We start from the raw sequence: 20,908 nt of genomic DNA, 5'->3' as shown, positions 1-20,908 counted from the left end.
CCATGTTACATTATCTAATTACCAGTCTTAAACGCTGGCAAAGTGCATTGTGTGCAAAGCAAGTACATCATTATTCAGGTGCAGGGGTATGCATTTTTGTCACTCTGCTTACCACTTTCTCTGTCAGTGCCTATGCGCTAGACGATAGCGCGGAAACCGAGGCTGCGTTTGCCAATTATGTTTCGGCTTTAAAGAGTGAGGCTGCTACCAAAGGCTTTGACCCTGCTATTGTAAACGCCGCATTTGCAGACATTCGTTTTCGTCCAACTGTGGTGAAATCAGACAAGAATCAGCCTGAACGAAAAATTACCTTAGACAGTTATCTTGCTACCCGTGTGCCGGATTGGAAGGTTAATCAAGCTGTCACACTTTATCGTGAAAACAAAACACTGCTCGATAACATAGCTAAAGAGTATGGCGTACAAGCTCGCTTTATCGTGGCATTATGGGGTAATGAATCTAACTTCGGCAAAATTCAGGGCAACTACAGCGTGTTATCGGCCCTTGCGTCACTGGCATTTGAAGGTAGAAGAGAAAAGCTTTTCAAAGACAACTTCTTTGCAGCACTGAAAATACTTAATGAGGGCCATGCCGATGTGACTGCTTTTAAAGGGTCGTGGGCGGGCGCGATGGGGCAAACACAGTTTATGCCTGTCTCTTTTCTCAACTATGCTGTCGATTATGACGGCGACGGCAAAAAGGATATTTGGCAAACGAAAGCTGATGTATTTGCCTCTATTGCGAATTATCTTTCGTCAGAGGGCTGGAATGATCAAGGCACCTGGGGACGACAGGTCAAACTGACTCAACCGGTAAAAATATCAGGCCTGTCAAAAGCAAATATGAAACCCTTGTCATTTTGGCGCGACCAGGGAGTAACGCGATACGACGGTCGAGATTTACCCAATGCCGATGTCAATGCGTCACTCATTATGCCCGATGGTGAGAATGGCCGGGTGTACTTGGTCTACGACAACTTTCATACACTCATGAAGTGGAATCGTTCTTCTTACTTTGGTGTGTCAGTGGGCTATCTTTCTGAGCGTATAAAGCGAGGTTATTAATGACTTATCAACATATTGACAATCACGGTAAGCCTATTGCACTTCCAGTAAACAAGGTGGTGTGCATTGGTAGAAATTATCTCGACCACATCAATGAGATGAACTCGACAATTTCAGAAGCACCGTTGTTGTTTATGAAGCCAAAAGCGGCAATGTGTAATATTGCAAACGACATCGCTATTCCTACTACACTAGGTCCTTGTCATAACGAACTTGAAGTATCGGTGCTACTGAAAAAAGGACTGAAAAATGCCACTGAGCAAGAAGCTGCTGAAGCCATTTGGGGTATAGGCTTAGGCCTTGACTTAACGCTTCGCGAGGTACAAGGGGCACTTAAAAACGATGGTCAGCCTTGGGAGAGAGCAAAATCGTTTGACAATAGTGCTCCATTGTCTCAATTCATTCCAATTGATGCGTTTGGTGATTTGGACGACCTTAAGTTTACACTTACGATAAATAACGAAGTGCGTCAAAGCGGGCATACAGCATTAATGCTACACAAAATTATCCCGTTAATCGCTCATATGTCGACTATATTTACGTTAGATGCTGGTGATGTTGTACTCACTGGCACACCCAAAGGCGTTGGTCCACTGTTTGAAGGTGACATTGTGTCTATCTCATTACATGACTATTTTACACTAGAAACAAAGGTAACCGGGGAATGACGACCGCTTTTTGGGAAACTAAATCATTAGAAGAAATGACTCAAAGCGAATGGGAGTCTTTGTGTGATGGTTGTGCAAAATGCTGCCTTCACAAGTTTATTGATGATGAAAGCGCAGAAGATTATTCGCCTACCGATCACATTAATACCAATGAACAAATTCATTACACGAACATTGTATGTTCATACCTGAATACCAAAAAGTGCGAGTGTACTCAATATGCTAAGCGTACAGAGCTTGTGCCAGACTGCGTAAAGCTAACAAAAGACAATCTGAAAGATATCTTCTTTATGCCCCCCAGTTGTGCTTACAGACGGTTACACGAGGGAAGAGGGTTACCCTCATGGCACCCACTTTTGAACAAAGGGAAAAAGCACGCTATGCATGCAGCGGGCATGTCGGTGCGCAACAAGACGGTATTTGAAACCGATGTCGACTTAAATGATTTTGAAGATTACATTGCAGTTTGGCCGCTTGAAGACTTGGATTAGTCTTGCATTAAACGCTATTTTTAGTCGTTGACGATAGCGTAGAGTAGGGCATCTCTGCCGAATACACGTTTACGGCATAGCCCTTCTTTATTACCGCCAATACGTTCGGCAACTCGAATGCTAGCCTTGTTATTAGGCTCAACAAAGCATTCTAAACGGTGTAAGTTCATCTGAGAGAATGCGAGCTTCTTAAGGGCTTCGCAAATAGCGGTTGCTAAACCTCTACCACACGCATCAGGCCTAAGCCAGTAGCCAAGGTTTGCAGTTAGGTGGGTGTGGTTGATGTAATTAATAATCCCCATCCCCAAACACTTTTCATCGTGCATAAGAAGGTAGGTCAAGCCATAACCTGTGTCCCGCGCCTTTTCCATATTCTCGATACATTGTTTTGCCAGCGCCGGAGTTACCGGACAAGTCGATGCACCAAACCACGGTTTGACGTGGTGAATAGAGTGTTGACCAGCTTCACACAACGCATTGCAATGTTTGTGTGCAATGCGTTGGATAGTGACAGGCCCTTGCTCGGTGTGAATGGGCGGGAGCCTAGAAGGAAGTATGGACAGGTCAATCAAAAGGGTTTCTTATCCAACAAGCGGCTGCAAAAAACAACAACGAAAACGACAAAGTAGGCCGCAAAGATAATTTGCATCCACTCAGCCATGCCCATTGATAAAAATTGCCAACTGTCTTCTAGGCAGTCGCCTTCAGCGGCAAATACAGCAGGTATCCACTCGTGAAGCTGTAACCAAGACGGAAAGTTCGGCACAATTTCGCAGGTAGCAAAAAATGGATTGGCTGCGTTTAAAATACCGATATGCTCTTTAGCAATTAAAAAGCCCCATGCACTAGACACTGCCCAACCTGCAAAGCCCACCATACGAGTGAGTCCATTGTTTTTAATCAAAACAACAAGAGCAGATATAACAATGCCATACATTGCCGTACGCTGATAAATACACATAATACAAGGCTTAAGCCCCATACCATATTGAAAATACAGCGCGGCTATTTCGAGGGCCAGCGAGGTGGCGAAAAGCACAAGCCACGATGACTTATGCTCTGCCCACTGACTAATATTGTGAATAAGTGAACGCATGGCTTAGTGGCTTACCGTACCAGTGCCAACATCCGTCACACTGTGATGTTCAATCAAGTGCATGTCGTATAACCATTGCGTTGCATCTGCCAGACCAAGGTAAGTGGCAAGCAAACCTACAATTGTAAGTACAATAGTGTAGGGTAATGCCATCATTACCATCTTGCCGTAAGACAAACGAAGCAAAGGCGCTATTGCCGAGGTTAGCAGGAATAGGAATGCGGCTTGTCCATTTGGTGTTGCTACACTTGGTAAGTTAGTACCCGTGTTAATGGCAACGGCAAGCATATCATATTGGTCACGGGTGATTTGCCCAGACTGTAGAGCAGCAGTGACTTCTGTAATGTACACTGAGCCTACAAACACGTTGTCACTCACCATAGAGAGCACACCGTTTGCGAGGTAGAACATTACCATTTGTGTTTCGCCCTCGAACGACAGAACCCAGTGGATAACTGGTTGGAACAATCCTTGGTCGATAATAACTGCAACCACGCCAAAGAATACGCACAACAGCGCTGTAAACGGTAGGGCCTCTTCAAATGCTTTGCCAAGGGCGTGCTCTTCAATTACACCACTCATTGAGGTCGCAAGAACGATAACTGATAAGCCGATAAGGCCCACTGATGCCATGTGAGTCGCTAGACCAACAATTAACCACACGCCAATCAGTGCCTGAACAACAAGCTTAGCGGATTCTCGCTTGCTGCGCCCTTTGTCCATGTGGTCGTTGTAATCTACAAGAATCTGACGCACTGCAGAAGGCAGCTTGGCGCCGTAAGAGAATAGACCGGTTTTTTCAAGCACTACGGTGGTCAGTAGGCCACAAACAAACACTGGGATAGTTACCGGGGCCATGCGGATGAAAAACTCAACAAAGTTCCAGCCTGCTTTATCAGCGATAATCAGGTTTTGTGGTTCACCTACCATTGTCATTACGCCGCCCAGTGCTGTACCAACAGCTGAGTGCATCATTAGGTTACGCAGAAACGCCCTAAAATCTTCCAAATCGTGGCTACCAAGCTCATCGTCGCTGGTGTGGTCATGGTCAGAGTGAAATTCTTTGCCCGATGCGACCTTGTGGTAAATTGAGTAAAAACCCAAGCCCACGCTGATGATTACTGCAACTACCGTTAATGCGTCGAGAAACGCTGATAGGAACGCTGAGGCAAAAATAAATGAAAGCGACAATACCAGTTTATTTTGCACCTTGATCACAAGCTTTGTGAAAAGGTACATCAACAGGTCTTTCATGAAGTAGATGCCAGCCACCATGAAGACTAGGAGTAACAGTACTTCAAGGTTGACTTCGATTTCGTGCATCATATGTCCCGGCGATGTCATACCGATGAACATGGCTTCAATCAGTAACAAACCTCCAGGCTGTAAGGGGTAACACTTAAGTGCCATAGCCAGCGTGAATATGAACTGAATAACAAGCGTCCAGCCTGCAATGTAAGGGTCCACCATAAAGAGGACGGGGTTTACAATGAGAAAGGCAATAATCGTTTTTTTATACCAGTCGGGCGCGTGTCCCAGGAAGTTCTTATAGATCGCCGCGATCATTGAGGTTTGCATGAGTTCCTGTTCCTTTTACAACAAAGCGCACGTTTTTGCGCACTTTCATACTGTGTAGTTCCGGGTATTGCATACATAAACTGCTGTTAGCGAAAGAGGTTCTCACTCGCTTTGCGGTTTTGCTGCTGTCATTATAGTCGGAAATTAAGCGTACATGATATTAACGCCTTGAGAAAGCAAATCACAGACCCCACCCTGTGAAAGTCACTGAATATTTATCGATTTTTCCTTGATGTTTATTATTTAAATTCAAAATAGAACAATGTTGCTGGTTTTGTGAGCAGCGGTTTGTTCTTTTGCTCCTGCTAGCGGTCATTTTTTAATAAGTTGTTAAAAGCTTTACTGGACGCGGCATATTTCAGTGTGATAATAAATGAGCATCTGGTACAATCAGTTACAAAATAACAATAACGTGCAGGCGATTAGTTATGATTTATAAGGCTCAGAGTCCAGCTGGATTCGCCGAAGAATATATTGTTGAATCAATTTGGAGTGGACGTTTTCCACCAGGCACTATTCTGCCTGCAGAAAGAGAACTTTCTGAGCTTATCGGTGTGACAAGAACCACACTACGAGAAGTGCTTCAGCGTCTAGCGCGCGACGGTTGGTTAACAATTCAGCACGGTAAACCCACCAAAGTGAATAACTTTTGGGAAACGTGTGGTTTGAACATTCTTGAGACACTAGCTCGACTCGATCAAGAGGGTATTCCTGAGTTAGTTGATAATTTGTTAGCAGCGAGAACGAATCTTAGTGCCGTGTTTATCAGAGGTGCGATCCGTAACAACCCTCAAGAGTCAGCAGAGATTATTGCTCGATACAAAAACGTTGAGCAAGAAGGTTTAGCATTTGCTCAATTTGACTATCAAATGTCGCATGACCTTGCATTAGCTTCTAACAATAATGTGTTTGTATTGATGATGAATGGCTTTAGAGGTTTGTATTCGCGAATTGGTGGCTTTTTCTTCTCTTATCAACAAGCCCGTGACGTTGCAAATAAGTACTACGCAGACTTATTAGAAGTCGCTGAAAAAGGTGAGTACGACCGCGTGCCGGTTGTTGTGAGAAAATACGGTATTGAAAGTGGTAAGGTGTGGCAAGAAATTCGAGATGAAATGCCAAAAGACTTAGTAGACTAAGTCAGTACTCATCGCCCTCAAGTAACAAAAAAGCGCCGTTAAGGCGCTTTTTTGTTACTTGAGTCATAGAAGCAGAGCCTCAGTCAAATATCTTGTAACACTTTTCACATACTTTGCCCCGTGCGCAATCACATAGCGTGTAGACCAAAAATTCCAATTGGATATACTCAATAGGTTGATAAAAACAAACCTTACAATTGGGAATAAGAATGAAATATGTATGGATTGCACTAGCTGCAGGTGGCCTATTATCGGGTTGCAGTGCCGATAGCGAGGTAGCAAAAACGCCGATGGAAAAACCACAAAGTACGGCATCTAGCGTGGTATTAAATACGCAAGCGCAAGCGCCGGTCGCCAAAAAAGTGCCTTACGAGATGACAGCGCACGGCGTCACACGAACCGATAACTACTATTGGATGCGCGACGATTCGCGCACCGATGAAGCCATCCTAGGTCATCTAGAAAAAGAGAATGACTATGTTGAAACGGTATTAGCGCCGCTTAAAGAAACCCGTGAAAAGCTGTATGAAGAATTAATAGCGCGTATTGAAAAAGATGACTCTACTGTTCCGGCTTTTTCAAATGGCTATTGGTATTACACGAGCTTCTCAGGCGAGAACGAATACCCAATTTATTTGCGTAAACCGTCGTTAGACGCTCAGCCTGAAGTGTTGCTAAACGCGAATGTTATGTCTGAAGGGCATGAATATTTCAGCATTGGTGACTATGAAGTTAGTACGAATAACAATCTTATTGCTTACTCGGTAGATACCTTGAGTCGTCGCATTTACACCATCAACATCAAGAACCTAAAAACAGGTGAAATGCTTGCTGATGAGCTAGAAGGTACGTCGGGACAAGTGGTGTGGGCGAATGACAATCAACACCTTTTTTATGTGAAAAAAGATCCACAAACGCTTCTGGGCTATCAAGTTTATCGCCACAAGCTGGGTTCACAGCAAAGTGAAGACGTGTTGATGTATGAAGAAACTGACCCTACGTTTTACACCTTTATCGGGAAAAGTAAGGATCATGAAGACATCTACATTTACCACAGCAACACTGATAAGAAAGGCGTAACACTGATTGACGCAAACGAACCTACAAGCGGTACAAATGTCTTTCTACCGCTTCAAGACGGTCAAGAATACAGTGTTGAAAAGTTAGGTAATGCTTACTTCGTCTTAACGAATATTGATGCAAAGAACTTTAAGGTAATGAAAGCTCCAGCTGACGCTACCGATGATGTTTCAAAATGGGAAGAGGTGGTTCCGCACCGCCCAGATGTATTTGTTCAAGACATTGAAGTGATGAACAACCATTTGGTTGTAAAAGAAAAAGAGAACGGCATGTTGCGTCTTGTGGTTCATAACTTAACTACGGGCGAGCAAAAAGTTTTACCTACACAAGATCCCATTTACGGCGCATTTTTTACAGGTAACACACAGATAGATACCAACAAGCTGCGTCTTTACTACAGTTCTTTGACCACGCCAGCGTCTATCATTGACGTAAACCTTGATACCTTCGAAACTGAAGTTATGAAGCAAACGAAAGTATCTGAGACATTTTCATCTGCTGATTATGCGTCTGAGCGCGTTATGATTGAAGCGCGCGATGGTACTGAAGTCCCTGTTTCGTTGGTATACCGCAAAAGCCAGTTTAAGAAAGACGGTACGAATCCACTTTATCAATATGCCTATGGCTCTTACGGCGCAACTATTGACCCCACTTTCAGAAGTAGCTGGATTTCGTTGTTAGACAGAGGATTCGTTGTGGCTATCGCACACATTCGCGGCGGTCAGATGATGGGTAGAGAGTGGTATGAAGACGGTAAAATGGATAACAAAGTGAATACTTTCACCGACTTCATTGATGTAACCAAAGGCCTAGTTGCAAAAAATTATGCTGACGAGTCACGTGTTTTTGCTATGGGTGGAAGCGCTGGCGGTTTATTAATGGGGGCTATCGTCAATATGGCACCAGAGCTCTATAGAGGTGTAAGTGCACACGTCCCATTTGTTGATGTGGTCACTACTATGAGTGACGCCTCTATTCCTCTAACTACTGGTGAGTATACCGAATGGGGAAATCCAGCCAATAAAGCTGAATTTGAATACATGTTGTCATACTCACCTTACGACCAAGTAGAGGCGAAAGCATACCCCAACATGCTTGTTACAACAGGTCTACATGACTCACAAGTACAGTACTTTGAGCCAATGAAGTGGGTGGCGAAGCTAAGAGAAATGAAAACAGATGACAACCTCCTGCTTTTCAAAACTGACATGGAGGCTGGTCACGGAGGCGCTTCGGGTCGCTTTAAGCGCTTTGAGTCTACCGCTTTAGAGTACGCATTTGTACTGCATTTAGCAGGAGTTTCACTGTAGCGAATACAATGTTTGCTAGAGCGTAAAACCTCACATCAATACAAAAGCCCGACATTGTTTCGGGCTTTTTTTATTTTTTTTAGTTTTTAGTATGCGGTTTCTAATTGTTGAGCGTAAATTGAACTCATGGTGTTGAAGATACACTCACATTTAGCATTCATAGGAGCTGAAAATGACTACTACAGATACAATTAAAGGCAAAATCAACGAAGCTGAAGAAATGGCTCGTAAAATTTGGTTAGCGGGTCTTGGCGCTTATGGAAAAAGCGTAGAAGAGGCACAAGGTCGTTACGAAAAGCTTAGCGAAGAAGCGAGCAAAATGTTCGACGAACTTGTAAGCAAAGGTGAAACACTAGAAGACGATGCGCGCAGCAAGTTCAAGTCTACTACTAATGATGTTGAAAACCGTGTTGCTGACGTTCGTAAAAAGCTAGGTTTAGACTCAGAGCCAGCTGACCAGCGTATCGAAGAGCTATCTGCAAAAATTGATGCACTAACTGAAGCGGTAGCTAAATTAGCTGCAAGCAAGTAAACGTTGGCGTATAGCAAGTTTACAACAACTGCGTTAGTGACATCATATAACACATCAACACTTGATGTGTTGGGACTAGGGCCAAAAACGATACACGTTTGGCCCTTGACCATTCCTACAAAAATCTCCTCACAAGGAGGCATCATGAGTAACAAAAATACGCCAACAACGACAAATACTGGCGAAACCGTGACAGAGAATCCTCTCGTTACGATTAACGGTACTTCATCCTCTTCATTAAAATCGTCACCGCTCTTCGGATGGTTGTTCGCAGGTTCTGACTTGCTTTCAGCAAAACTAGACCAAGCAGCTGGCATGGTGAGTCAAAAAATAGACGACACACATGAGACTATTATGGCGATGCAAGCAAAGGGCATGGAAGTGGAAAGTGAATTGAAACGCACACTTAATCCGTTTTCGCTCGTTGATACCGCGCAAAAGCTTGTTACCGCCAATCCGATATTTAGCGTACTTTCGGGTGGTCAAAAAAGACAGCAAAAAGAGCAACAACTCGCGTTGCTAAATGCAAAAGTAGATTTATTGGTCGAGCAAGTGGCATTACTTGCGGCGAAAGAAGCGGCGGCTAAGGTCGAGAAGTCAACGACAAAAGAAGAAGCGCCGAAAGCGTCTGCTACAAAGCGTGCACCGGCTAAAGCCAAGACGACAACTCGCACAAGGGCGACGGCAGCCAAAGCGGCTACGCCTAAAGCGAGCACAAAAACAGCTGCGTCGAAAGCGTCTACTAGTACATCTACAACAAAGCGAAAAGCACCCGCAGCTAAAGCGGCGCCGTCAACAACTGCTACAACGAAAACGTCAAAAAGTGCTGACACTAAGACGGTTTCAAAGGACAGTGAAGACAATTAATGCGTTAGCCTAGCGTCCTTATCAAATAAAAAAGCAAACAGAGGTTTGCTTTTTTTATTTATTCTTCGCCCAAATGTTTTGGTGGTTTTTAAAACTGAAGAAGTCGTAAGGTTCCCAATAGCTAGGAACAAGATCGTCAAGTGCATCGGGTGTGAAATCGCTGGAGAGTTCTCTCATGATCTCCATTAGCCGCTCCTTACCAATACGCATTAGCTTCTTTCTGTTTGCGGGGAAATATAAATTGCGGCTTTTAGGGACAACTTCATTGCTTCCACTGGAGATATACGTCAAATTTCGAGTAACCACTCTACACAAAGGTTCAGCAGGGTTGGACGGGTTCAGCCCTGTCACAACGGCGCATTCATACTGATCTTTCTCTTGGTCATTTTCGTTGGTAGGAATGAAGGTAATGCCAAAGCCTTGTGGAAAATAGCCAACAATACTCAAAAAGTCTTCAGCAAGCTGTTTGTTCAAGCTGCCTTTTTTGGCCAGTTGCTCAATGAGCATATACCCTTTGGGCAAGCTTAATCTAGAGTAGTCAGACTTTGTGGAAAACACGATTGAGGCGTAAATCTGCGGTATTTTAATGACTTCCCCTAAACCTGTTTTTGAGATGAAGGCATCTTTAACCAGCTGAAGTATAAATGCGTTGGCGTCACGGTGAGTTTGCACAAACTTATCACGTTCTAAACGGTCATTACCTACATATTTAGGCAGCCCCAAGCCTTCAGATAAATACTTTAGCGTGTGGTGATAATTAAGTTTAAGTAAATCTTTTCGTTGAGATTCTTCTAAAAGTCTAAATTCATCTTCATCGCCATTATCGCCTTTTAAAATGCGCAATGCAGCAGGGCACTGTAATCCAATATCCTGTAACAGCGAGGCCGTAATTAACGGAACGCCTAACTCAACTTTCCATTTCTCGCGCCAGTATTTATCGTTCTGAAAACGCGCCGACGACTCACGGTACTTAGACAAATACTTATGCGCGATAGTGTCGTGCTCTAGTAATTTGTCAACTAGTCTTAGCGTAAGTACTGCTTTGTAAATTGGCTTGAATCTTTGATGGATACGCGGCGATTTACGACCAGAACCCGGCGTCAACAACATAAGCGTACCCAAAAGTTTACCACTTAAATGCTGAGTTTCTTGCCAGTTTTCACCTTCGCACAGTTCAATAAGTTTTTCGCTGACTTGTTGTAAGCGCTCTAGGCGAGACAACCGTTCTTCTTCTAGTTTTTCTCGGTTGTTTTTGATTTGGTCAGCAAGCTGCTCAGCCAGTGTTTCTTTATTTTTTTGCGCTTTAATCTTGTCGAGTTGCGCAACGAGGTCAAGTGTATGCTTTTCAAGCGACGGAGTAAGGCTAAAATAATGATTAGCATCCTCAAAAACAGAGCCGTAGCCTATTTCGTGAGGATAAACCATGTTTATCAGTTGTTTTACTTGCTGCGTGTAAATGCTGTCGGGGTTTGGGCTTTTTGCGCTCACCGTCGTCCTTACCAATCTAACTGGGCGTTACCGTCTAGCTTTAACCATTCTTACGATAACTAGGGGCGATGAGTTTGCTTTTTGGGCTAACGAACAAGGTGTCCTAATTCCACCGCCTCGCGTTTTTTCAATTGTGCCAGATGATACCTCAAATTTTCACTTATTTTGGTATTTCTTTTTATAACGTGCAGTTGTGGCCACGAAGCGCGTTCACCACTCGCTATGAGTTGTTGAATACTTTGTAAAGTCGGGTTAGACAATACCTGTGACAAGTTTCTAATTTGTCGCTTAGGGAGTATGTTGATATTGCCAACATATTGCTGATCAATAATAGAGCGTACTTTATGGATTGCCAATTTAGCCGCTTTATTTCCAGTTAAGCGTTCAATGATATCTATGGCAAAAATGCTATTAGTCTTAGCAAGTTGACCAATGTGGCGTGCAGACATGTCCCACAAGGAATTAGGATCAATGCGATTAGATGAAATAAACGGAACCGCAAGCGGGTTAGTTTGACTCACAATGCTATGGTTAACGCCATAAAGCCTTGCGAGACGGTCAAATGGTAAGTCTGCCATAAGTGAACCATCTGCGAAGCGTCTGTTCGGAATGTAAGGCACCACCTCACCACTTAGTGTCTTTGCACGTAATTGAACTGGGCTAAAAATAATTGGCACGGCGCACGAGGCGCGAACCGCTTGGGTAATAATGGCATTTGGCGATGTTTTAGCATTGAGCAAACGCGAATGTTGATGAAGGTCGGCAGGTGATACCGTGATGGTGATGTGGCGACCCGTCTTTTTAAAGGCCTCCTCGAAGGTGGTTAAGTCGAACAGTTCGATAAGTGCGTTCTCTAGCACTGAACTGTCGAATAAACTCTTTTTGCCGAGCCCAGCAAAGCTGCGCCAGTGTTTAAAGGTCTCGTAAATAAATTCGGCGCTTAACGACTCAAGTAATTCGTCGTGATCGCGCGTGCCAAGCATAGCGGCAATAATAGAACCCGCACTTGCCCCTGACACTACAGTGGGCAGTAAATTTTTCTCGTTAAGCGATTTCACCACGCCGGCGTGAAAAAAGCCAAGGCCTGCACCGCCTGATAGCATTAGACAACTGCGACCAAACGCATGAGCTGTTTCTTCAAAGAATGATAGCTTTTCGTAGAAATCGACGTCGTTTTCGTCGGCGTGATAAATTTGCTCTAGCGCAGTGATAACCTCATCAATAAACTGCTCTATCAGGTATTTCGTACCGATTTTGCACTTACTAATTAGTACGGGGTTGGCGATATTGCCCAGATTGCCATGGAGCCCTTCGTGAAGAATTGACATAAGCGCATGTATGTCTCCTTTGCCGCGGGCTAGCTGCAAACGTTGAACACGCTTTCTAATTAATTTGTAATCGTAGTCGTCACAGGCATCTTTCGCTTTCCATTCTTCGGCACCAGAAAGGGCATCATGTGCAAGACATGCTGCTTCGTATTCATCACTACTACTAGCATGCTCAATGTCATGTTCTAGTTTTTTTAAACGCAAATCGAATACTGCCATGGCAACTACCTATTCAGTTTGAAAGACTGAGCAACGCGCTTTTTAACCAGCAGACACGCTACTTTTATGTCAACATAGTTCAGTGTAAGTCTGAATTTTAGAATCTACTACCTAGAAAATCAGAATTTGTTGAGTGTGTATATATTCCACTTTTTAGCCGCACATTCACTTGTTTTCAATCAACAATTAGCACTAAATGTCACTTTTACATTGACCAAATCCTATGCACTCAGTAGCCTGAGAAAGAAAATAATAAATCGGACCACTTACTCGCAGTATGGAATGGAATTTTGAAACGCTCACTCTGCTATCTATCCCGCTGATAAGCGCCATAGTAGGCTGGCTAACAAACTATTTAGCGGTAAAAATGATGTTTTACCCTATAGAGTTTGTTGGCATTAAACCTATATTTGGATGGCAGGGACTAATACCCGCCAAACGCCGCCAAATGGCAGAGATTGAAGTTGAATTGGTGTTGGGTAAGCTACTAAGCGTTGAAGAATTAGCGCAGCGTTTAGACCCCGACGAGCTCACTAAGGCAATGGAGCGTCGCTTAAGCCAAGTGATACGAAAAGTCGTCAATAATGTGATGGCTGAGTCTGCCCCTCAGCTTTGGGCAGCGTTGCCTGTACAAGGCAAAAATTTGGTATACCAGCGAATCGAGAATGACATACCTAATGTGGTTCACAAAATGGTGGACGACTTTCAGCACAATGTGTCTGAAATTTTGGACATTAAAGAACTTGTTGTTGAACAACTGGTTAATTCTCCTGAACTGATTAATGAAATCTTTTTGACCGCCGGCAGTAAAGAATTTCCGTTTATCGTTCGCTCGGGTTTTTATTTTGGTTTTCTGTTTGGTTTGCCAACCATGCTGTTGTGGTATTTCTATCAGGCATGGTGGATATTGCCGTTAGGCGGGCTCCTGGTAGGGTATGCGACGAATTGGATTGCCATCAAAATTATCTTTGAGCCGAAGCGCCCCAGAAAACTCGGCCCTATGACCATACAAGGCATGTTTCTCAAACGGCAAAAGGAAGTGTCTGAGGTCTATTCATCAATTATCGAAGAAAAGCTGATAACCCCTAAAAACATTACTAATATTATTTTACATGGCTCTGGTTCAGCACAACTGCTTGAGCTTATTGAGCTGCATGTTAACGATGCCATCGAGCGTTATGTTGCCATAGCTCAGCCGTATTTTGCCCTTGGGGTAGGGTCGGAAAATTACCATAAAATGAAAGCATTGGCCGTGCAGCAAATCTTTGACAATTCAGACAAGTATCTTATGTATGCGTTTGACTATGCCAATGGTGCTTTGCACGTAGGTCAAGACTTGAGTGAGCGCATGCAGGCACTTTCTGCTGAAGAGTTTGAAGGCGTACTGCGCCCAGCTTACCAGCAAGATGAATGGAAGCTCATTGTAACAGGTGCAATATTGGGCATGGTGGCAGGCTTCGCGCAGTTGTACTTTGTTTTTATGTGATAGTGAGAAGTTGAGCATCCAAGCGAGATAAGTTAGCGGTACGATTGGATGAATAAACACAAGTAAAAAAGCCTCCTATGAGGTGCAATAGGTGTTGAATTTGTATATATGAAAACCGCACAAAGGATTTTATTGACGGCTCTTACCCTGTTTAACGAACATGGTGAGAATACCGTAACCAGTGTTGATATTGCCGTTGAGCTGGACATCAGTCCGGGCAATTTATATTACCACTTTAAGGGCAAGGATAGCCTTGTGACAGCGCTAATGAAAATGCACGAACAGCAAATGCAAAAGCTGCTTGTGAAAGACAAGCTCGACACCTTGCACGCTGAAGATATTATGTATTACCTGTATTTGCTGGTGGATAGTATTCATGTGTTTCGGTTTTTCTATCGCAGTCCAGCAGATTTGGTTGAGAAATACCCCTCAATTATTCGCTCCCGCAAAAACATTCTATCGAGTTTACGCTCGCAGCTTACTTACCTTTTCGATTCGCTTCGCCTGCGTGAAGTATTACTAGCGAACAAATCCGACAGTACGTTACTTGTAGACTTGGTTGCTCTTATCATCACGCAATCTTGCCAATTTGATGAGCTTAGCAGTCATCTTGATGACACCTTACAGAAGTATCACGCTTTGTCATTAATGATGGTAGCCATTTTGCCAAGGTTAGCGTTAAGTGACGATGAAAAGCTGAAGTTGGAGCAAACGCTCAACTCGCACGATTTTGTAAAAGATTTCAAAACCCAGTCGCCCCTCGACTTTGCTTAAAGGAATAATGATGGCAAAAACGCTCAGTTTCTTAGATAAGTCTTTTTGGATAACCGAGTCTGATGAGAACCCAAAACACGTTGCATGTTTGCAGCTACTTGCCATGCCGAAAGGGGCCAAAAGCACTGAATACGTACCTGAACTCTTTCAGGAAATTCGAGGGTTTGCCCGTGCGACATCGCCGTTCAATTGTGCCATTAAAACCGTACTTGGCTACCCGGTTGGCTTCTCGCCAGTTAAAAAACTCAACATGGATTACCATGTGCAAATTCACAAAGTGGCTGATGTGACTAACCGCGAAGCGCTGGATGCTTTTGTTGCACGTTTGCACGCTTCACGCCTTGACCCTGATAAGCCACTCTGGCAGTACCACTTTATCTTCGACGAAAATAGCGACACATTTGCCATTTATGCGCGGGTTCATCACATGTATGGCGATGGTGCGACATTGGTGCGATGGTTTCAATCAGGCTATGTGCCGCACTCTCACGACACCAAATTTACGCCTGTGTGGGCCGTTAAACGCCTAAGACATAAAAAGCGCGACCCAATCAGTTTTTATAAACGTTTGGTGGGCGTGGGGTATGCGCTAAAAACCGTACTTGATTTGTGTATTATCTTTTTGCGGATATTCATGAAACTTCTTAGAGTTAACCCTCACTATATGCCAATTCCCTTTACCGGCACGAAAACGGTGCTTACAGGGCAAGTTAAAGCAGGCAGGGCAGTCGCCACGATGGACTTAGACTTTACACGTGTAAAACAGTTAGCCCGCCGTACGCGCTCTACAGCCAACGAAGTGCTGCTTTGCGCGTTTGATATTGGGGTGCACAAGTTGTTGCAAGACCATGGACAAGTGTTCAAAAAAGCCCTTTTTACCAACATGCCTATTAACTTAAGAAAACCTGGCGAGAAAACCACAGGCAATAAAATTGCCATTGTGCCAGTCCAGTTAGCCCATGGCGAAACCGACCCGTATCTGCGTTTGCGACAAATAGTGGTAAATCACCGTATAGTGAAACACGCAGCGCAACACGCAAGGCCTGCTGCGTTTAGTGGCTATACTATTGCCATTCAGTCATTGGCCCTTGTATTTGAGTGGCTTAGGCTATCAAGTGTGGTTAAGCCTATCGCCAATATTCTGATATCTAATGTACCAGGGCCTAAAGATACCCGTTACTTGAAAGATGCAGAGTTACTTGCGTGTTATCCCATATCAACCATGACGCCCGGAGGCGGTGTTAACATTACCCTTATGACCTATGCTGGCACGGCTAATGTAGGTTTGGTGTGTTGTAATAAGAATATTGAGTCTTTGCAGCCTCTAGCTAAATACGTTAGTGAAGCATTCGATATGCTTGAAGCCAGTGTTGATGATCCTCGATTAAATATAGAGGACATTGGTGAACAAGTAGAGGTGATGCCGGTATCTATTGTGAGTGATCATTAAGGTAAAAACGAAGCACGTTGTCTTCGACGCGCACGTTTTTACCCAGGCGAGCAAACAAGACTTCTCGCCATTGGGTATCTCGCATGCGGTGGCTTAAATCGTCTTGAGTGAGCTGTCGTGTAATGGCGTTATCTATTTGTGGTTTGTGGTAATCAAGAATAGCTTGTTTTGACCCTGAAAGATAAAGCTTTAAATACTCTGATGCCATATCTGACGTACCTGCCGTAAACAATGATAGGGCAGAGCGCAAAGGTTTGCCCAATAGCGAGTTTAAGCTTTTTGGAAAAAACTTAGACAACAGAAATTGCGTATCACGAATAAACGCATAGTCGTCGTTAATTAACGTGAGCGTGTCCGTAGTTAAATTAGTGAGGTACAGGGTTTCAGCATTAGCGTCGTAGTGCGGAGTAGCACTTAATGCAAATACGATGTGGGCACGATAAATAGTGCTTGCAGCCACTTCAATATGAACGGCAGCTAAGCATTGCAACCCAACGCGATTGGCGGCGTTATCCAGAGTCACTTTGCCTTCAAGCACATTTACTGTACCTACGCCAACTGGAATATCGAAAGTGAATTGGTAAGGAAAGGCTTCTTCGATGAGTGCTTGAAGCTCAGGTTGGGTAAAGTCGTCGTGATTGAGTTTTCCAAATTTTACCAACCATGTGGCGATAAAGAGTGTTATGCGGTCTTTAAGCGTTAATTGCGTTGTTATCATAGTTATTTTGACCGCTGTCCGTCACGAGGTTGTATATAAGAGGGTAAGTTGAAACGTTACCAATGTACTACATAAGAGCTACATAAGAGCACGTATACTTAATAGTTCATTTTTTTGAACGTATAGCTTCTAAATTACCAAGATTATTAGATTTTTTAAAACTTACAATATAAAACTTTTCTCGCTGTAGTGTTATTTGGTAATCTGGTCGTACCACAACATTTTATTAACAAGTTGATGCCCTAAGTATATCACTACTATTTAGTGGCAAGGAGTAAGCGTAATGAGTGAAGTACTAAATAAATACGATTACATCATCGTAGGCGGCGGCTCAGCCGGCGCAGTACTTGCCACGCGACTATCTGAGAATCCAGCGCTAGATATTCTGCTTCTTGAGGCTGGTTCAAAAGACACCAACCCGTTTATTCATATTCCCTTTGGCCTATCATTGCTTAGCCGCTTTGAAGGTATTGGGTGGGGTTATCATACCGCACCACAAAAAGAGATGTATGACCGTGAGCTGTTCTGGCCGCGTGGAAAAACCCTTGGCGGTAGTAGTTCCGTTAACGCTATGTGCTACATACGGGGTCAAAAAGAAGACTATGACCGGTGGGCAAATGAAGAAGGGGCGACGGGATGGTCATTTGATGAAGTCTTGCCGTACTTTAAGCGTGCTGAAAATTTCGAAGAAGGCGCTGATGAATATCATGGTACAGGTGGCCCTTTAAATGTCAGCAAATTACGCCATACCAGTGTGCTGTCAGATGCCTTTGTGAATTCAGCGTCGTTTGCAGGGTACCGACAACTTGATGATTTCAACAGAGATGACCGGGAAGGGCTGGGCTATTACCACGTAACTCAGGTTAACGGTCAGCGTTGTTCAACTGCAAAAGGGTATTTGACCCAAGCTAAACATCGCAACAACTTAACGGTACTTACCAAGGTAGCCGCTGAAAAAGTTCTGCTGAAAGAAGGTAGGGCAATTGGTGTTCAGGTAAGAGAAAAAGGCGCTGTTAACCGCTATTTTGTCAAAAGCGAAGTGATATTGTGCGGAGGCGCTATCAATTCACCGCAACTTTTAATGCTATCTGGCATTGGTCCACGTGCCGAATTAGAAGAAAAGGGGATCTTTGTACAACAAGATTTGCCGGGCGTAGGCCAAAACTTACAAGACCATCTAGACGCGATTGTCCAATACACCTGTAAAGCCCGCGAAGGGTACGCAGTTGCAGCGGGTGCACTACCGTCTTATGTTAAGGCTACGGCTGATTATGCCTTTAAGCGCAAAGGTATATTCTCTTCAAACATTGCCGAGTCTGGCGGGTTTGTGAGTTCTAGTCTTGCAACACAAGGGCCGGATATTCAGTTCCATTTCTTGCCCGCTATTTTAAATGATCACGGGCGACAACTGGCCTTTGGGTATGGATACGGGTTACACGTGTGCTGCTTGTACCCCAAAAGTCGCGGCACAATTTTGCTGCAGAGTAACCATCCTGCAGATCAAGCTTTGATTGACCCTAATTACCTTTCTGCTGAGGAAGATCAGCAGGTAATGATTGAAGGTGTGAGAATTGCCCGAAAGTTACTTTCAGCGCCAGATTTTGAGAAATTTGGTGGCAGTGAACTGTATCCCGGTGAAGACGCGCAAACCGATGAAGAGATTCTCGACTTTTTGCGAGAGCGTGCAGAGACGATTTATCACCCCATAGGCACATGCAAAATGGGCAGCAGTGATGATCCAATGGCGGTTGTGGATAATCAATTAAATGTGCGAGGCGTAAAAGGGCTTCGTGTAGTGGATGCCTCTGTCATGCCAAGCTTGATTGGTGGCAACACCAACGCGCCTACCATCATGATTGCTGAGCGCGCCGCTGAATTTATTAAAGCGGCACACGAAGGGCAACCAATACCCATCGCAAGCTAAGGTGTGAAAAACTCACTGCAAAAAGCGCTAGGGTTTTTGCATAAACAGATCGGCGGCACAGTCACACATTTCTTCAATGTGACTGTTGTCGGCGTAAATACCATCTATAAGAAGTCGCGCAATACCGTGTAACGTGCCCCAGGTTACCTGGGCCAATCGCAAGGCATCTTTATTATCTGGCAACAAGCCTTTTTCTTGCCAGTAGCGTGTCATGGTGACCTGGAATTGAAAGCACGGAAAAGCCACCTCTTTTAAATCATCTGTCGCAGCGTTGTTGCGCCAGATGGTGCGACCAAACATCAATTCGTACATTTCAGGATTATCTGCCGCATACCCGACATATTCGTGTACAAACTCTCTAAAACGCGCCTGTGGTGTTTTGTCTTCTTGTTCAAAAATGCGTTTTGCAGCGTTATGCCAATCACTAAAGCCTTTGGCGGCTATTGCGCTTAGCAAAGCACTTTTGTCTTTAAAGTGATGATAAGGCGCCGTGCGTGAAACGCCTGCATCTTCAGCAAGTTTTCTCAATGAAAGACTGTCTACGCCTTGGTGTGCAAGGCGCTTTGTTGCAACCTCTAGAAGTGTGCTGCGCAAATCACCGTGGTGATAAGTTTGTACTGCTGATGCCATAAGTAAACACGAATTCCGAAAACATTGACTACACTATTGAGTCCATAGGCAGTGTTGCGACTACCCTAGGTGCACGGACAATGCCTCTTAAAAAGCACAAGGTCAATACACCGCACCCCAATACCTTACTTTTTATCTTGACACTGTCAACATAGCCTTTTATCTTGACGCTGTCTAGTTTGCAAAATTGTTAATAGGAATTCGCCATGGAGACAGCGCAAACCATGCATTACTCTACGTTAGAGATTACAACCGAAGGTCATATTGCCCATATTGTGTTAAACCGCCCAGAAGCGATGAACAGTATGAACCCTGCTTTTTGGACCGAATTACCGGCTGCGGTGCGGGCCATTGACGATGCCGCCGAGGCAAGAGTTATTGTGATTTCCTCTACAGGAAAGCATTTCTCAGCGGGTATGGATCTATCCGTCTTTTTGAATATGAAAGAGGATTTCAAAGGCGATCCCTCACGTCGCGCGGAACGCATGCGCCGCATGGTTATGCTGCTTCAAGATAGCTTTACTGCCATAGAGCAAGCGCGTATGCCCGTTATCGGTGCTGTGCAAGGTGGTGCAATTGGCGGTGCGGTAGATTTACTGAGCGCTTGCGATATGCGCTACTGCACTAACGATGCGTTCTTTACAATCAAAGAGACTCAGCTTGGTATGACCGCGGATGTAGGGACGTTACAACGCCTTCCAAAACTTATTCCCATCGGCATCGTAAAAGAATTAGCGTACACCGGGCGCAACTTTGGTGCACAGGAAGCGCAGCAACTGGGGTTTGTTAATCGTGTCTTTGACGACCAAGCCAGCATGCTTGAAGAAGTCATGACCATTGCTAAGCAAATTGCGGCCAATTCGCCACTCGCCGTATCGGGTACCAAAACTATGATTAACTATGCGGTAGAGCACACCGTGGCAGAAAGTCTCAATTACATGGCGACATGGCAAGCGGGCATGTTTCAAATGGAAGACGTATTTAAGGCCATGGAAGCACAAAAGACAAAAGTGTTACCCGATTACCCACCGCTACATGGCGCGGTAAAAAAAATGAATTCATAACA

19 protein-coding genes are annotated in these 20,908 nt (G+C 44.3%); 12 read left to right on the top strand and 7 right to left on the bottom strand.

Features of this window, described 5'->3' with window-relative positions; all coding sequences use genetic code 11:
- Positions 1 to 2: 2 nt before the first annotated feature.
- Genes JN178_RS12925 through JN178_RS12915 form a run of 3 tightly spaced genes read left to right on the top strand, consistent with a single transcriptional unit; the run spans position 3 to position 2,223 of the window.
- Positions 3 to 1,064, top strand: a complete 1,062-nt coding sequence (locus JN178_RS12925) for a lytic murein transglycosylase (RefSeq protein ID WP_202261922.1) — start codon at positions 3 to 5, stop codon at positions 1,062 to 1,064.
- Complete coding sequence (locus JN178_RS12920) at positions 1,064 to 1,732, top strand: fumarylacetoacetate hydrolase family protein (protein WP_202261921.1); 669 nt, start codon at positions 1,064 to 1,066, stop codon at positions 1,730 to 1,732. Before JN178_RS12925 ends, JN178_RS12920 begins: the two co-directional genes overlap by 1 nt.
- Positions 1,729 to 2,223: a YcgN family cysteine cluster protein gene (locus JN178_RS12915; RefSeq protein ID WP_202261920.1), complete on the top strand. Its 495-nt coding sequence runs from the start codon at positions 1,729 to 1,731 to the stop codon at positions 2,221 to 2,223. Before JN178_RS12920 ends, JN178_RS12915 begins: the two co-directional genes overlap by 4 nt.
- Positions 2,224 to 2,243: 20 nt before the next feature.
- Here JN178_RS12915 and JN178_RS12910 read toward each other — a convergent pair whose 3' ends face one another.
- From JN178_RS12910 to nhaB, 3 genes are read right to left on the bottom strand one after another with little or no spacing between them, the layout of a single operon-like run.
- On the bottom strand, positions 2,244 to 2,795 hold the full coding sequence (locus tag JN178_RS12910) for a GNAT family N-acetyltransferase (RefSeq protein ID WP_202261919.1): 552 nt from the start codon (positions 2,793 to 2,795) through the stop codon (positions 2,244 to 2,246).
- A complete protein-coding gene (dsbB, locus tag JN178_RS12905) occupies positions 2,792 to 3,319 on the bottom strand; it encodes a disulfide bond formation protein DsbB (RefSeq protein WP_159626264.1) in 528 nt (175 codons plus the stop codon). The genes JN178_RS12910 and dsbB overlap by 4 nt, the downstream gene beginning before the upstream one ends.
- 3 nt (positions 3,320 to 3,322) lie before the next feature.
- Positions 3,323 to 4,897, bottom strand: a complete 1,575-nt coding sequence (gene nhaB, locus JN178_RS12900; protein WP_159626262.1) for a sodium/proton antiporter NhaB — start codon at positions 4,895 to 4,897, stop codon at positions 3,323 to 3,325.
- A 428-nt stretch (positions 4,898 to 5,325) separates the two neighbouring features.
- On the opposite strand from nhaB, the gene fadR reads away from it, so the two are divergent.
- The 4 genes from fadR to JN178_RS12880 all read left to right on the top strand — a co-directional run bounded on the left by fadR (position 5,326) and on the right by JN178_RS12880 (position 9,825).
- A complete protein-coding gene (fadR, locus tag JN178_RS12895; protein ID WP_159626260.1) occupies positions 5,326 to 6,036 on the top strand; it encodes a fatty acid metabolism transcriptional regulator FadR in 711 nt (236 codons plus the stop codon).
- Between the two features lie 209 nt (positions 6,037 to 6,245).
- Positions 6,246 to 8,426 carry a S9 family peptidase gene (locus JN178_RS12890; RefSeq protein WP_202261918.1) on the top strand — a complete coding sequence of 727 codons (2,181 nt, stop codon included), beginning with the start codon at positions 6,246 to 6,248 and terminating at the stop codon, positions 8,424 to 8,426.
- Between the two features lie 172 nt (positions 8,427 to 8,598).
- Positions 8,599 to 8,958, top strand: coding sequence for a phasin-related domain-containing protein (locus tag JN178_RS12885; RefSeq protein ID WP_159626257.1), 360 nt, complete (start codon positions 8,599 to 8,601; stop codon positions 8,956 to 8,958).
- Positions 8,959 to 9,102: 144 nt separating this feature from the next.
- On the top strand, positions 9,103 to 9,825 hold the full coding sequence (locus JN178_RS12880) for a hypothetical protein (RefSeq protein WP_202261917.1): 723 nt from the start codon (positions 9,103 to 9,105) through the stop codon (positions 9,823 to 9,825).
- Between the two features lie 54 nt (positions 9,826 to 9,879).
- On the opposite strand, the gene JN178_RS12875 is transcribed toward JN178_RS12880, so the two are convergent.
- Both JN178_RS12875 and JN178_RS12870 read right to left on the bottom strand, forming a co-directional pair.
- The gene (locus tag JN178_RS12875; protein WP_202261916.1) at positions 9,880 to 11,313 is read right to left on the bottom strand and encodes a hypothetical protein; all 1,434 of its coding nucleotides are present in this window, start codon (positions 11,311 to 11,313) and stop codon (positions 9,880 to 9,882) included.
- Positions 11,314 to 11,399: 86 nt separating this feature from the next.
- On the bottom strand, positions 11,400 to 12,860 hold the full coding sequence (locus JN178_RS12870) for a DUF3336 domain-containing protein (RefSeq protein WP_202261915.1): 1,461 nt from the start codon (positions 12,858 to 12,860) through the stop codon (positions 11,400 to 11,402).
- A 277-nt stretch (positions 12,861 to 13,137) separates the two neighbouring features.
- Between JN178_RS12870 and JN178_RS12865 the strand changes: the two genes are divergently transcribed.
- The 3 genes from JN178_RS12865 to JN178_RS12855 all read left to right on the top strand — a co-directional run bounded on the left by JN178_RS12865 (position 13,138) and on the right by JN178_RS12855 (position 16,570).
- Positions 13,138 to 14,346, top strand: a complete 1,209-nt coding sequence (locus JN178_RS12865) for a DUF445 domain-containing protein (protein ID WP_202261914.1) — start codon at positions 13,138 to 13,140, stop codon at positions 14,344 to 14,346.
- Positions 14,347 to 14,454: 108 nt separating this feature from the next.
- Positions 14,455 to 15,120 (top strand): TetR/AcrR family transcriptional regulator, encoded by a 666-nt coding sequence (locus tag JN178_RS12860; protein WP_202261913.1) that lies wholly within the window; start codon positions 14,455 to 14,457, stop codon positions 15,118 to 15,120.
- A gap of 10 nt (positions 15,121 to 15,130) precedes the next feature.
- Positions 15,131 to 16,570, top strand: a complete 1,440-nt coding sequence (locus JN178_RS12855) for a wax ester/triacylglycerol synthase domain-containing protein (protein WP_202261912.1) — start codon at positions 15,131 to 15,133, stop codon at positions 16,568 to 16,570.
- Here JN178_RS12855 and JN178_RS12850 read toward each other — a convergent pair.
- Positions 16,551 to 17,288: a DUF1439 domain-containing protein gene (locus tag JN178_RS12850; RefSeq protein WP_232369568.1), complete on the bottom strand. Its 738-nt coding sequence runs from the start codon at positions 17,286 to 17,288 to the stop codon at positions 16,551 to 16,553. The genes JN178_RS12855 and JN178_RS12850 overlap by 20 nt on opposite strands.
- Before the next feature lie 283 nt (positions 17,289 to 17,571).
- Between JN178_RS12850 and JN178_RS12845 the strand changes: the two genes are divergently transcribed.
- Positions 17,572 to 19,212, top strand: coding sequence for a GMC family oxidoreductase (locus JN178_RS12845; protein WP_202261911.1), 1,641 nt, complete (start codon positions 17,572 to 17,574; stop codon positions 19,210 to 19,212).
- 27 nt (positions 19,213 to 19,239) lie between these two features.
- On the opposite strand, the gene JN178_RS12840 is transcribed toward JN178_RS12845, so the two are convergent.
- Entirely contained in the window at positions 19,240 to 19,842 is a 603-nt protein-coding gene (locus JN178_RS12840; protein ID WP_202261910.1) for a TetR/AcrR family transcriptional regulator, read from the bottom strand.
- Positions 19,843 to 20,066: 224 nt separating this feature from the next.
- Between JN178_RS12840 and JN178_RS12835 the strand changes: the two genes are divergently transcribed.
- Complete coding sequence (locus JN178_RS12835) at positions 20,067 to 20,906, top strand: crotonase/enoyl-CoA hydratase family protein (protein WP_202266065.1); 840 nt, start codon at positions 20,067 to 20,069, stop codon at positions 20,904 to 20,906.
- Positions 20,907 to 20,908 lie beyond the last annotated feature (2 nt).

This window comes from Alteromonas sp. KC3 (genome assembly GCF_016756315.1).
Lineage (GTDB): Bacteria > Pseudomonadota > Gammaproteobacteria > Enterobacterales > Alteromonadaceae > Alteromonas.
The sequence above is the reverse complement of the archived record's forward strand: the minus strand, read 5'-3'. Positions and strand labels throughout refer to the sequence as shown.